The organism is Natronomonas moolapensis 8.8.11 (assembly GCF_000591055.1).
Lineage (GTDB): Archaea > Halobacteriota > Halobacteria > Halobacteriales > Haloarculaceae > Natronomonas > Natronomonas moolapensis.
Genome location: NC_020388.1, coordinates 1,221,211 through 1,234,807, shown reverse-complemented (window position 1 = coordinate 1,234,807; position 13,597 = coordinate 1,221,211). Strand labels below are relative to the sequence as shown.

Sequence of the window (13,597 nt, the reverse complement as noted above, 5' to 3'; positions counted from 1 at the left end):
CGTCGCCCGAGTCAGCGCTTCGAGGTGTGAATCGCCACCCCCTGCGCGTTCGCGGCCGCCTCCGCGACCGCCTCCGACAGCGTCGGGTGGACGTGGGTCGTCCCGACGACGTCCCCGAGCCGCGCGCCCATCTCGATCGCCAACCCGACCTCTGCGATCAGTTCCGAGGCGTCGGGACCGACGATCCGCGCGCCGAGGACGAACCCCGTCTCCGCGTCGGCGACGATCCGGACGAACCCCGTCTCGGCCCCGAGCGTGAGCGCCCGTCCAGACGACCGCATCGGCATCTCCCCGACAAGGGGGTCGAACCCCTCGGCCTCGGCCTCCCCGGCGTCCAGCCCGACAGCCCCGATCTCGGGGTCGGTGAAGACTGCCGCCGGGGTCGCCTGACAGTCGAGCCGCGCCGGCTCGCCCGCGACGACTTCGGCGGCGACGTGGCCCTCCCGGTAGGCCGCGTGTGCCAACATCGGGTCGCCGGCCACGTCGCCGACAGCGTGGACGCCCTCCACGGCGGTCCGGGTCGCGTCGTCGGTTTCGATGTGCCCGTCCGCGCTCGGTTCGACGCCGACTGCCTCGAGGTTGCAGGTGTCGGCAGCGGGTTCCCGACCGACGGCGACGAGGACGCGCTCGGCGGTGTAGGTGTTCGTCGCCCCGTCTTCCGTCTCGGTCTCGACGCGCGCGCCGCCGTCTACCTCCGTCCAGCCCCGGGCGGCCTCGCCGAGCCGGAACTCGATCCCGAGTTCCTCGGCCCGGTCGCGGACGATACCGGTAACGTCGTCGCCGTAGCCCGGGAGGACGTCGTCGAGAGCCTCGACGACCGTCACGTCCGTGCCCAGTTTCGCGAAGACCGTCGACAGCTCCATGCCGATGTAGCCGCCGCCGACGACACAGAGCGACTCCGGGAGCGTCTCGAGCGAGAGCGCGTCGCCCGAGCTCAGAATCCGCTCGTCGTCGGTGTCGAACCCGGAAACCTCAATCGGCCGGCTCCCCGTGGCGACGACGGCGCGTTCGAACTCGACCGACTCGCTGCCTTGGCCCTCGCCGCCGTGGGCAACCCTCGCCGTGTCCCCGTCGACGAACTCCGCGCGCCCCTCGAGTAGGGTGACGCCGTTGGCCTCACAGAGCGCCTCGACGCCGCCGGTCAGCCGGTCGACGACGCCGTCTTTCCAGCCGACGAGCTCCCGGAAGTCGACGTCGGCGCGGGCGTGGATCCCCATCGATTCGGCGTGTTCGACCGCGTGGGCTAAGCTACTCGCGTGGACGAGCGCCTTCGAGGGGATACAGCCCTCGTTCAGGCAGGTGCCGCCGTAGGCGTCGGCCTCGACGAGCGTCACGTCGAGGCCGAGTTGGCCGCCCCGGATTGCAGCGGCGTAGCCGCCGGGGCCACCACCGATCACCAGCAGTTCGGTTCCGGTCGGGACGTCTCCGACGACCATGCGTTGTCGGTCCCACGACGCCGGGGATTAAAAAGGGGGCGGGCGCCGCGGAACCGTACGTACTTGTCGACGCGCCACCAAAACGACCCGATGGCAGTGACGCAGTACGTCGCCGTCCGCTCGATCCACGTCCTCGGTTCGGGCTTCGTGATCGGCGGGTCGGCCGTCCTGTGGCTCGCACTCCGCGTCGGCGAGCCGAAGTCGGCCCGACCGCTCTCGTGGTTCGAAGCCGGGTTCTGGGCCGTCCTCGGGGTCATGATATTCACCGGCCTCGGCAACCTGGTCGGGTTCGGCATCCCGACCACTGGGGTCCGGGCGAGCGCGTTCTCGATCAAACTCGTGTGTATTCTCCTGCTCGCGGCCGTCTCCGTGGTCCGGGCGCTCTCTGTGCTCGAACTCCGCCGCCGGGATCGCGAGCCGTCGACGGCCCGCGGCCTCCGGTGGCTGTACGCGGCGACCACGCTTTTGTCGGCCGTGATCGTCCCGCTGGCGGGGGTGCTCGCCCGTGGCTGACCGTCACGCTACCCCGGGAACCCGCCATCTCGAGGCGTGGGTCGTCGGGACCGCGACGACCGTCCTCGTCGTCGTCGGGGTGATCCTCGCGAGTCACCTCGACGGATCGCTCCCGGTCGCCCTCCCGGCGGTCGGGACCGCTGTCGCCACTCTTCTATTCGGCTACCTGTGGCTCCTCGCCGTCGTGGCCGCCGGGGTCGTGATCTCATCGACCCCCGATACCGCGAGTTCGACGGTGTGGCTGGGCCGGGCGGCCGCCGGAGGCGCCGCGGTCGCGTCGATCTACCTGACGATCGCCCTCGTCGTCGGGTTCGTCTCGCCGCTTCCGACCCCGATCGATCCCGGGTTCCGGTCGGTGTTCGGGGTAGTCGCCGTCGGCACGGCTGCCGGGGCGGCCCTCGGGTCTGTTGCCGGGGCCGTCTTCGCGATCTGTCGCCGCGTCACCGCGGTCGCCGTCCGGGACGCCGGGCCGCGAGCCTGACCTCGCTGGTCGCTCCGTACCGCGGTCGGGCTACGGAGTCGGCGGGACCGATCGCGGGGTTTTTTCACTCCCCATCCCAATCCGGAGCGATGGACACCGAACACGACCTCGACGCCGATCGCCGACGGTTCCTCGCGCTGACGACCACCGGCGCCGCCGGACTCGCGGGCTGTTCGGAACTCCGAAGCGAGCGCACGCCGGAGGCCCAAGACAGCGCGCCCGAACCCACACCTCAGGGGGCAGACCCCACTCGAACCGTCTCGATAATCGTCCAGCCCGATCCCGGGGCGCTGCGCGAAGCCCAACTCGAGGTCAAGACGGCGCTCGACGAGGGCGAAATCGGCCGCGAAGAGGCGAGAAGCCGGCTGGCCGAGCGCGAACAGGAGCTCCTGGCGGAGGCGGTCGAGGCCGCTAGCAGCGCGATCGATTCGGCGGACGCCGAGCACCTCGACACGGTCGAACCAAACGGGACGTTGCTGGTCGAAGGCGATCCACTCGCGTTGATCGACCTGCTCGAAGAGCCGCTTCTCTCCGCCGTCGCCCACCGTGATCGCTTCGAACAGGCGCGCCAACGGGCGACTGCCGGGTCCGGCGATGCGGTCGGGAACGGAACCGACACCGACGGCTCGGCGGGAGAGACGAACAGCGCGAAGTGAACGACCGACGCCGGGTCGGTGCCGTCCCGCGATGTCGGAGGCGACAGCCCGCCGAAGCACACACACCGGTCACGTATTTAATTGCGGAAAATTCGAGGCGAAAGCCTCGCCTTTCAGGGGCATGGCGAGAGCGTAGCTCTCGCTGTCGTTCGAGAGACGTACGTCCCTCGTGATGACGAGACGCTCCGCGTCTCGAACCACAACCGAAAAGCTCCGCTTTTCGAGGACGGGGATGAAGCCGACCGGGGGTATCGGACGACGGTGTTCAGATACGCATAAGGGGTGAGGCGGTGCGTTTTCCGGGTGATCTATGTCAAAAACGACTGCCTCATACTGGTGGACGAAATCAAACGACACCGGATCACGAGTGACCCGCCGGTCGTTCCGTCGAACGGCGTGCGCCTCGTGCGTCGTGTGTCCGTTCGTTTGTCCATCAGTATCAACACCTGTTTGGCAACGCCAAAGCGCGAACGGCCGACAGCTGGCTCGGACCGTTCAGCTTCGCATGGAATCAGCGTATCTGAACACTACCTGTCCCACGTCCAGAAACGGTATGAGCGTCTCGCTCCTATGTGGGAATATGGCTGAGTTCACTCTCTACGTGCAACTGCTCGAGGACGAGTCACCCGACGATGTCGAGGACCTGTTCGGTCCTTTCGTCGACGAATACGATTCGGTCGCCTACGAGGCGTCGACCGTCGATTCGGACGACCGGCCGGGCGTCGTGGTCCCGGAGAAGGCCCTCGCGATCGACGACATCGACGCGTTCGCCGAGGTCTTTCAGGCGCTCCACGGGGACCCGGCTGTCCACGATCTGAGCCTGTGGGGGCCGGGGTCGTCGCGGTTTCCGGTTCGGGCGTACCACCACGCGCTCCGGAGCCTCTCGGACCCCGATCGCTATCAGTTTCACGCGCTCGACAACCGGGAGACGCTCGTTATCTGTGACACACCGACCGACCTCCAGCAGGCGAGAGAGGACCTCGGGCCGGCCGGCCTCGCGGCGGGCGGCAACGCGAAGTTCTAGTGCGGCCCCCACCTCCGGCTTCGGGTCGCCACGGCGCCGACGGGAGAGCGGACGTCGCAGTTGGCCAGATCACAGCCCCCACAGGGTGGCGCTTCCGACGGTCATCACGACCCCCAACAGCAACTGCAGCGGCCCGCTGACCCGAACGAAGTCGGCGAACTCGTAGCCGCCGGGACCGTACACCACCAGGTTGGTCCGGTACCCGACGGGCGTGCTGAACGACGTCGCCGAGGCGAACAACACCGCGAGCAGGAGCGCAAAGCCGTTCGCGCCCAGGCGTGCGGCCGCGCCGACGACGGCGGGCACGATCGCGATCGCTACTGGCGTGTTCGTGACGCTTCGGGGCTCGGATCGCTCCCGTGGACACGCCATCGGACGGTTCGAACGGCCGTCATTCCGTCTCCGATGGCCGGGCGGCAAGCCGGGCGAACTCCGTCGTCGGTATCTCGACTCCCTCCAGCCGCGTCTGTATCCGGCTCGGAACGATCGAGAGCCGGGCCGCGAGCCGCCGGTCCCGGGCGAGTTTTCCCGCGAGTCGCTCGACCGCGGCGAGTCCGCCGACCGACGCCACCGCCTCGGCGGCGGCACGCAGATCCGGAGCCTCCGCGAGCCGCTCGGCCGCGTCGAGACGGCTTTCGATGCGATCGAGCCACGCCGTGACGCCGACGGGGAGGTCATCCGAGAGCGGCTCCGAACGGACGATCGAGACGGGGGGCCCGTCGAAACTGGCGGGCGTCGCGAAGCCGACTGCCGTCGATCCGACGCCGACCGTCGTCGTCAGGCCGTGCTCGTCCCACCCTATCGCGGGCCGACCCTCCGTCCGGGGCGGCCAGATTACGCCTCGAAAACACGGTTCGAGCCGGACCCTGTGGGGCTGGTCGGCCCGAACGATCGCCTCGACGAACGTCGCCCGTTCCCCTTCGACGACGGCGGCACTCAGCGTCGGCATATCCGGCTTTCCCGCGTGCTGAGTAATAAACCGCCGGATCACCCCTGCGGCGGGATCCGGTACGCCGGTGTCCCGAGCCAGCGCTCGGCGGCGTCGCGGCTCGGGAACCGACCGCAGGCGAGGACGACCGGGCGTCGAATCCGGCCCACCTTCGCGAGCGCGAGCGCAGCCGACACCGCGTCGGCATCGTCGACCCCGTCGGCCTCGCTTCCCGGCGCGTCCGCCACCGCGTCGTCGACGCGCGGACGGATCGCTGATAACAGCTCCCGGCGAGCCGTCCGCTCGGCGTTCCCGAGGCGGTCCTCCAAACGCAAGCGACGGTCGCGGTCGTCCAGTGCGGTTCGTGCCCGCTCGCGAGCGTCGTCGAGGGCCTCCCTCGCGGCTGCGTACTCCGTTTCGGCCTCGGAGAGTGTCCGAATCGCATCCCGGTAGGCGGTGCCGGCGTCCCCGTCGTCGGCCTGCATGCGCCCCCGAAGCGCCGCCACACGCTCGCGCTTCGCTTCGAGTTCGGCGGCGGTCTCGGCGACGCGACGGCGTGCCGTCGCTCGCGACGGGACCGCCGCCGGAGTCGACTCGAGTTCCGCCCGCAGCGTCCGCAGTTCGTCGTCGACGCTCGTCTCGATACCCAGCGATCGGCCCACTGCCGCGAGCGCGTCGCGGCGGGATACCGACATACCCGGGACGATCAGCCGGACGTGTGCATACAGGCTCACAGGTCCCGGCTCTTCAGCGTCGACGGTGCCGGATGCACAGACCCGACAGCGAACGCCGAGTACGGCGTGGTGTCGTTCGCCCGGTCCTCGTAGGCGCGTGCGGCGTCGCGGACCGACTCGGGGACGTCTCGGAACTCGTTGAGCGGCTCCGTCCGCTCGAGTCGAACCGTCTCGGGGTGCTTCTCGCGCAGCCGAAGCGCCAAAAACGCGCCGTGTTCGGTCTCCTCGAGCAGCGCCGCTCGCCCGAGTCGTCGAACGACACTCGAGGCGTGCGTCCGACAGACGTTCCGAAGCGACGTCCGAGCGGCCTGTGAGTACGTCACAACCAACAGCACGGCCTAATTTTCCGACGGTTTCGATATTAAAACTACGCGCTCATTCGACCGGCCGAACCGTCGGCGCGTCGGCGTCGGTCAGTTCGCGGACCCGCTTGCGGGCCTCACGCTCGGAGGCGGCGACGACGACGGTCCCGTCGTCCGCGCGATACGCCGAGAAGTCGCCGTCGAACTCCGTCGCAAACGTTCGAACGACGGCGCGGACACGCCGTTCGCACGTCTCGAGGTCGGTCTCGCCGGACTCGAACGCCGATAGCGACGCCTCGATCCGACGAAGGGCTGCGATTCGGTCCATTCACACCGTCCTCAGATGGTCCGTCGTCGGTTCGTACACGTCGCCCTGTCGACGGAGCTTCTCGATCTCGTGTTCGGCCTGGGAGCGCTCCATGCCGACCTCCTCGGCGCGGTCGAGGATCGTCTCTATCGGCGCACCCTCGTCGTACTCGGACTCGATCTCGGCGATCAGCGACTTGACGTTCTTGATGCGGTCGCGTTGGGTCTTGCTCTGGCCGGTCTCGACGACGTCGGCGTCGAACTCGCCGGTCTCGGGGTCGACGCCGATGTCCTGGAGACACGAGCGGACGATCTCGATGACGCGCTCGGCGTCCCCGCTGTCGACGGTATCGGACAGCCGCATCCGCGCGGAGGCCTCCGCGAGCCGCACCAGCGCCTCCAGCTTCCGGGCCGTCACCGGGACCGGGGCGTCCTCGTCTTGACCCTTCGCGCGCAGGTCGACGTAGAAGTCCCGGATCTCCGCTTTGGCTTCCTCGGTCATCATCGGGTAGCAGTTCCGCTTGGCGTAGGCGACGTACTTCCGGAGCAACTCGGCGTCGATCTCTGGCTCGACGTCCTCGGTGACGTTTTCGACCTCCTCCTCGGAAACGTTCGAGGTCGTCGTGTTCTCGCGGTGGGTGTGCAACTCGCCCGCGTAGTTGGTGTTGATGATGTGCTCGGCGAGGTTCGCGTCCTCCTCGGCGTCCGGCTGATCGGTGACCGTGAAGATCAGATCGAACCGCGAAATGAGTGCCGGTTCGAGGTCGATCTGCTCGCCGATCGGCTCGTACTGGTCGAAGCGGCCGTACTTGGGGTTCGCAGCACCCAAAAGCGAGCACCGCGATTTGAGGGTGGCGTTGATTCCGGCCTTGGAGATGGAGATCGAGTTGTGAAGCACGACGCCCCGGCTCACGAACGTGTTCGTCGGCTCGACGGTCACGTCGTAGACCCACTCGCAGGCGTCTTCGCCCTCGTTTGGGATCGTCTCGACGTCCGTGACGCGGTAGTATCGGAGGTCACAGCGATCATCCAGTCGCCCGGCTCTATTGTCGAACTCATCGAGGGCAGCGTATGCGGCATTCCTTGCGTGGTCGGCCAACTCGGAGCGCCGAGCCGCGTCGTATCCGCCGCTCTCGGCGTAGTGTATCGTTCCCGTCGTTGCTCCCTCGATCCGGTCCGCCAACTGTCGGCCCGACCAGCCAACTACCGCTCTGATCTCGGCAAGGGTCTCGGCCTGCTGTATCGCTCGTTCGACCTCCTCAGCTCGGGTCCGGAGTGCTTCGAGCTCCTCGCGCACCGTTTCGATTTGGATACCGTAGCCTTCGTCGAAATGCGTCCGGAATTTCCCGGTGCGTCCGACGCCGAGCAATCGCTTGAGGTCTCGGAGCTCGCGCGCGGCGCTCGTCGGAAGGACGTCGTGGTGTCGTCTCGCTTCGTTGCTCCGTTCGACGAACGCCTGTGCCTCCTCGTATCGCTCGTCGGCGGGATCGACGATCGAATCGACGAACCGCTCGGTCGAATCACCCATCACGTACACCTTCCAGGAGTCCTCGGTCGCGTCGTGGTGGATCCGAGAGGCGACGCCGACCTTCGCCAGCGCGTCGGCGTAGTCCTCCGCGAGACCGTCCGAGGCGGTCGAGAAGGACATCGCCTCGCTCTCGACGCCGCCGTCGCCCGCGAACGCGCCGACGAGGAACCGGCGGATCGCCTCCTCGGAGGCGCCCAGCACTCGGTCCGGGACCCGCCTGTCGCGGGCCGTCTCCATGACGCCGGGGACGTTGCGCTGGAACCACCGGTAGAGCTCCGTCGAGACCCACCGTTTGGTCACCGTCCCGGCGGCGTTCGTCGTGTCGGTGCTCTCTACGCCGAACACCGACTGCACGAGTCGGTCCATCCGCTCCAGTAACCGCTCGTCGTGACTGGAGAAGCCGATCTCGTGGGTCGAGCCGGCGTAGGCGTGTCCCTCCGCGACGAGGAAGCCGAGGATCTCCGCGAGATCGCCCGAGAGCTCCGCCGGCAGGCGTACGTCCTTCTCCTTGCCGCGGTGTGGTTCGCCGTCGAGTTCGACTGCGGCGCTCGAATTAGGCAGCTTTCGCGGCGCGGGGACGAACGCGCCCACCTCGATGTCGTCGGCCTCGACGGTACCGATCTCGCCACCGTCATCGACGAACATCGGATGCTCGGGCGTGACTGTCACCTCCCGGCCGTTGGAGAACGACACCCGGACGAACTCCTCGGGTGCCTCGTGTCTGCTCACGCGATCGACAGGCAGTTTCGTCGTCTCGTTGGTCTCGAAATCAGTCGAGTGGACCCGGACGTCCTCGACGGGGAGGATCTCGCAATCGACGCCGTCGGTGACCCGCTCCGGATGTTCCTGCATACGGGTGTCGACGAACTCGCCGATGTCGACGCGACGACCGTCCGCCAGCAGGAGTTCGGTGTCGGGGTGGTAGGACTGCTGCTCGAGCGCTTCGTGCATCGCCGAGCGGTCCTCGGAATTGTGCACGACCATTCCGTTCGCGACGAAATTGTGTGTTCCCTCGACAGTCAGATCATAAACGTTCGCCTCTCGTCGAGACTCGATCTCGTTTAGGAGCTTTCGAATTTTAGAACACTTCTCCGAAATCCGGTTCTCTGCGGCGGTTTTGACTTCTTCGAATCGATCAGTCTCGACGATGCCGTTCGACCACCGAGAGATCGTCAAACCAGTCACACCGAGATCCGACCCGAGGACCCACAACGGGATTCCGTATGTGTCAAGCTCGTCGCGAAGTGTCGTCCACGACTCAATCTTGCAGTTTCGATCAAGGAGCTCCTGTGCCCGAGACGTTACTTCGGCTGGCGGAGAATCAAGTACGTCCGCAAGTTCCTGCTGTAGAATCGGGATTCGGTCGTTTTTCGGCCCGGATACAACCGTATCGACGGATCTGACTCGTCTCCATTTTACATCTCCGTTGATCAGATCATCGAGTGGGGACAGTTCCGTATTAGAGACGTCCACAACGAGCCTGTGCAGTTCAGCTCGAACGATCTCACGAACGTCCTCACTATTTTCCCACCCCTTAGAGATTTGTTGCTGGCTGAGTGCTGTACCGTTTGCAAGTTCCCCCTGTGAGACGTGATAGCGATCTTTGAGACGCTGGAGGGAATCCCAATTACAATCATCGACCAACACCTCTGTATCCCGGTTCGCAGTTTCGATCCGCTTTTCGAACGCCTCTAAGATCGTGCTGGCGCGGTGAAGTGAACAGTTCGCGTCACCGTTTTCGAAATTACAGTAGGTCGTGCCGTCGATCCCGCATTCGGACTGGTGTAGTCGTAGCGAGGCCCGAACGTCTCTAAGTAGATCGCCGCAGTCAGGAAGCACGTCTATGGTCGTCCGATCTCCATCGACGGAGGCACAGACTTCAGCAAGTGCATCCTGTTTTCGCTCGAGAGTGAAGCCGATATGTCGGTTATACGATCGAATCGACTCCGCTGATGTAATCCCAAGGACGTGGATGTCACGCTTTTCACTCCGCTCCCGAGTTCGGATCTGACAGGAAATGCCGAACTCCAACAAGAGACTTTTTATTCCTAAGAGAATCTCCCCGCTTGCGGAGTACATTCGTACATTTCCTGTGCTGGAATCGACGTTACCTTCGCTGTCAGCGAACGCTCGAATAAACGCTGCTTTCGTTCGTCTCGTGCCAGTTGTGACACGGGTTGGGAACGATTTGTCATCGTGCGTTTCGACGTTCATTCCGGCGTCAAGAACTCTGTCAGCGTATTCGCGACCGTGGAGTCGGACCGTCTCAACCCCATCATTCCGCTGCCCGCTCGGGTGTCGCACGGGCACTTTACCGAAGGCATCTATGCAGGCCTGTTCGAAATCCTGCAAAAGCTCTTCTTGATTATTAATAAAACGAATCCCGTAGCGTTCCTCGTGGCGGTTGTAATAGACGTTACCGTCCCCCGAAAGATACCCAAGTACCGCACCGAAGGAGGGTTGGACGTTGTGGCTTGATATCGAACCTCCACCGCTGTCCGAAGCTATCCCTCCGTCGGTTGTCGGTTCCGAGAGTTGCTTGGGGACGTACGTCCAGTCGCCTGGCTCGAGATCGGTCGCCGGTCGCTTGTGGCGTTTCCCATCCTCGAATACGAAGAACGGATGATCGTGAGTCGCGGAGATCCGTTCCCCCGACTCAAGGGTGATTTCGGTGAGTTCTTCCGGCGCTCCGTACTCGTGAATGGCAGTTATCGGACGCTCGACGAGACGACCAGTATCGGACATCGTCCACGCCGTCAGATCGATATTACGGATCGTACGCCCGTTAGGAAGCTCTTCGATGGTTCCTCCCTGTTTTGCCTCGCGTGCGAGCTCATTAATCCGGGAGAGACGTCCGTCAGATAGATGCACAAGCGTATCACCGGTAACACACCGCATCTTATCGAGTTCGTCGACAGCCGCGATCCCCTGATCGGCGAGCACGAGCGCGCCGGCCTCGAGCGTCCACTGTTGGCCGTCGCCGAAGTCGTCTCTGACAGCCGCAGCGGTGAGACCGGCACTGGACGATCCTTTGCCAGATGTATAAACAGATCGTGGAGCAAGGTTGCGAATGTACTGGAGCAACTGGGAGTTGTGCGAGACGACGTTGTTGGAGATGTACGTGTGTGTCCCCTCGACCTCAAGGTCGTAGACCCACTCGTAGTCCGGGTCGACAGCCTCGATCGAGTCGATCCGGTCCCACCCGATGTCGCTTTCGGCGAGCGCTCTGAGTCGGTCGATGTCTTCCGCGACCGAGAGCGCCGCGTCGAGTCGATCCAAGACGACCCCGCTTGCGTCCATCACGCAGCCGCCGTCGGGGGCGACCTCGTTTCGTTCGTAGTAGCTGATAGCCGTCTGGGAGACGTCCATGCCGTCGGCCAACGCCGCCTGCGAGATGCCGAGTTCGTCGCGGGCGGTGACGATCGCGTCCCACCCGCCGTCGGTGACCCGTTCGCGGAGCGCCGACAGCCGCTCCGTGCGCGCCTCAAACGCATTGAGGACAGTGTGCAGGGTGGATCGACTCGGGTTTCGGTCCCCGCGTTCGTAGTGTTGATACGTCGTTCGGGGGACGCCGCAGTCGAACTGCGAGAGGGCGAGGGCTTCGCGGACGTCCCGGAGCGTTCCCCCCACGTTCGGAACGACGTCCGTGTTCGTGTTCGCCTCGACGTCGTCGAACTCGGCGGCCGAGACGGCCTTCCGTTCCGTGACGAACCCGATTCGGCCGACGTAACGCTCGAAATCGGCCCCGCTGATTCTGAGCCGGTAGCTGTCGTTATTACGGGGATGGAGTTGGCTCTGGATCCCGAACGAGAGAAGCAGGCTCTGCACGTCTTCGAGCAGCTCCTCGCTCATCGACGCGACGACTATCTCCCGTTCCTTCGGGGACACCGTACATTCCCCGTCGACGTACGCTCGGAGGAATTCGGCTTTCCGCTGTGGCCTTGCGCGAAGGACGACATCCGGCACGCGCTGGTGGGCGGAGCGCTCGAGCATGTTCGGTTCCAACGCCTCAAAGAATCGGGCGAGCTCCACGGACGAGCATCTAACTGTCGAGACGCTCGGCTTCGTCTGATGTGGTTGCCGCCGGTATCGCAGCCCCAAACTCCCGAGTACGGTGCTGACGTCCTCGAGAATCTCCTCGTCCGCATTCGTGACCGTGACCTCCTGACTGAACTCCCCGCCGGAGATGTGCCCCTCGCCGACGACGTAGCCTATGAGCCTCGCAACCCCGTCGGTGAGCGTCTCGGGAGCATGTAACCTGTTCGCGTTCGGTGACTCGGACGGCGCGTACTGGATGTCGATCGACTCGTCCGGTTCGCTCGGGAGTTCAGTCGGTGTTGCGATAAAATCGCCTTCCTCCAACTCCGACGCAGTAGTCGGCTCCAACCTCCCCTCGATCTGCCTGAAGAGCGGATGCGAGGGAGTCACTTCGAGTGTGTTGCCGCTTTCGGTTCGAATGTTGTACATCCGTTCCGGTGTCTGTCGCTTCCAGAGTTTGCTCGCGGTACCGGGAACGATCCGTCGGCCGTCAGTCGTCAGCACCGGTATGAAGCATTTCTGATAAAAACCGTCGTCAACTGGGGTGGGATCATCGAGGTTCCCTTCGACTAGTTTACCGATTTCCCGTTGCGTTCCGTCCGGAAGTGAGACTTTCGTATCAGATTTTAGACACTTACCCGTACCCGGATCTCCAATTAGAAGCATGTGCAAATCGCCACGCGTCCGGGAGCCGTCGGGCAGATGCTTCGTCACACCGGAGAACAACTGCATGATGATGGCGAGTTTCTCCTGGTCGTAACCGTAGATGGAGGGCGCCATCGAGGCGATCATCTTCTCGTAGATGTCGGACTCGTTGGAGAGTTCGATGATCCGTTTTTTGTCCTCGTCGGTGATGTCCATGTCCTCGAACTGCTCGTCCTCGATCTCGACGGCCATCCCGTCCATATACACGTCGAAGACCGGCGATTTCTCCTGGTTCGAGCCCTGCTGTTCGAGGTGGAGAACGCCCGTCACGCGGACGTGGTCGCCGGCGGTGACCCGCCCCGTGATGTCGTCGTCGATGTGGACGTCGATGCTCTGGGGCGTCTCGCCGCCGCGGAGGCCCTCGGGGGATTCTTGAACCCGGAGTTTCTGGGCGTCGACGAACTCCGATTGATCGAAATTGATGTCGAAGGGACCCTGTCGTTCACAGCCCTGGCACTCGTGGGGTTCGTAGAACTCCCCGGAAGTCTGTGGGATCCGCGTCAGCGTGCCACAGCGTTGGCACTCGAAGGCCGCCTCGATCACTTTCGGGCGGACGTCAGTCGCTTTCCGGACGATGCCGCTCACCTCGACGAGTTGGCCGCGGTGGCGCGCGCGGATGTCACGGATACCGGTCGTGCGCTGGAGGTTTTGCACCCGGACGTGGGCCTGTCCCAGCTTCACGTCCACCGGCAGGTCGTAGAGCCGGAGCGCCTCCTCGGCGTACTCGAGCATCTGATCGGGCTGGGCGATGAAGTCGTCCGCGAGGTCCGGGTCGAACCGATAGAGGTCGTTCCAATCGACGTACAGCGACCGCTTCTCGTTGGGGTACTTCTGTGCGAGTTGGCCGATCTCGTTCCGGTAGTAGTCCCGATAGAACGTCTCGAACTTGTCGATGACCTCGGTGTCCTCCGCGCGAGCCATTTGAGTATCTACCTTTGGTGCGGCA

General features: G+C 64.8%; 10 protein-coding genes and 1 pseudogene. 4 read left to right on the top strand and 7 right to left on the bottom strand.

What is annotated here, in order from left to right; translation table 11 throughout:
- Positions 1-11: 11 nt before the first annotated feature.
- On the bottom strand, positions 12-1,436 hold the full coding sequence (gene lpdA / locus NMLP_RS06160; protein WP_015409259.1) for a dihydrolipoyl dehydrogenase: 1,425 nt from the start codon (positions 1,434-1,436) through the stop codon (positions 12-14).
- Positions 1,437-1,526: 90 nt separating this feature from the next.
- Between lpdA and NMLP_RS06155 the strand changes: the two genes are divergently transcribed.
- The 4 genes from NMLP_RS06155 (at position 1,527) to NMLP_RS06135 (ending at position 4,110) form a co-directional block, all read left to right on the top strand.
- On the top strand, positions 1,527-1,949 hold the full coding sequence (locus tag NMLP_RS06155; RefSeq protein WP_015409258.1) for a DUF2214 family protein: 423 nt from the start codon (positions 1,527-1,529) through the stop codon (positions 1,947-1,949).
- Positions 1,942-2,430 carry a hypothetical protein gene (locus NMLP_RS06150; protein WP_015409257.1) on the top strand — a complete coding sequence of 163 codons (489 nt, stop codon included), beginning with the start codon at positions 1,942-1,944 and terminating at the stop codon, positions 2,428-2,430. The genes NMLP_RS06155 and NMLP_RS06150 overlap by 8 nt, the downstream gene beginning before the upstream one ends.
- An 89-nt stretch (positions 2,431-2,519) precedes the next feature.
- Complete coding sequence (locus tag NMLP_RS06145) at positions 2,520-3,086, top strand: hypothetical protein (protein WP_015409256.1); 567 nt, start codon at positions 2,520-2,522, stop codon at positions 3,084-3,086.
- Positions 3,087-3,666: 580 nt separating this feature from the next.
- Complete coding sequence (locus NMLP_RS06135; protein WP_049926220.1) at positions 3,667-4,110, top strand: hypothetical protein; 444 nt, start codon at positions 3,667-3,669, stop codon at positions 4,108-4,110.
- 69 nt (positions 4,111-4,179) lie between these two features.
- On the opposite strand, the pseudogene NMLP_RS06130 reads toward NMLP_RS06135, so the two are convergent.
- The 6 genes and pseudogenes from NMLP_RS06130 to NMLP_RS15820 all read right to left on the bottom strand — a co-directional run.
- Positions 4,180-4,437: pseudogene (locus NMLP_RS06130) on the bottom strand (SLC13 family permease); the annotation flags it as partial.
- A 64-nt stretch (positions 4,438-4,501) separates the two neighbouring features.
- Positions 4,502-5,059, bottom strand: a complete 558-nt coding sequence (locus tag NMLP_RS06125; protein WP_015409254.1) for a DUF7857 domain-containing protein — start codon at positions 5,057-5,059, stop codon at positions 4,502-4,504.
- Between the two features lie 38 nt (positions 5,060-5,097).
- Positions 5,098-5,772: a DUF7856 family protein gene (locus NMLP_RS06120; RefSeq protein ID WP_015409253.1), complete on the bottom strand. Its 675-nt coding sequence runs from the start codon at positions 5,770-5,772 to the stop codon at positions 5,098-5,100.
- Positions 5,769-6,107, bottom strand: coding sequence for a DUF7855 family protein (locus NMLP_RS06115; RefSeq protein WP_015409252.1), 339 nt, complete (start codon positions 6,105-6,107; stop codon positions 5,769-5,771). The genes NMLP_RS06120 and NMLP_RS06115 overlap by 4 nt, the downstream gene beginning before the upstream one ends.
- Before the next feature lie 40 nt (positions 6,108-6,147).
- The gene (locus NMLP_RS06110; RefSeq protein WP_015409251.1) at positions 6,148-6,402 is read right to left on the bottom strand and encodes a DUF7854 family protein; all 255 of its coding nucleotides are present in this window, start codon (positions 6,400-6,402) and stop codon (positions 6,148-6,150) included.
- Complete coding sequence (locus tag NMLP_RS15820) at positions 6,403-13,572, bottom strand: LAGLIDADG family homing endonuclease (RefSeq protein ID WP_015409250.1); 7,170 nt, start codon at positions 13,570-13,572, stop codon at positions 6,403-6,405. It abuts the gene before it with no gap.
- Between the last annotated feature and the right edge of the window lie 25 nt (positions 13,573-13,597).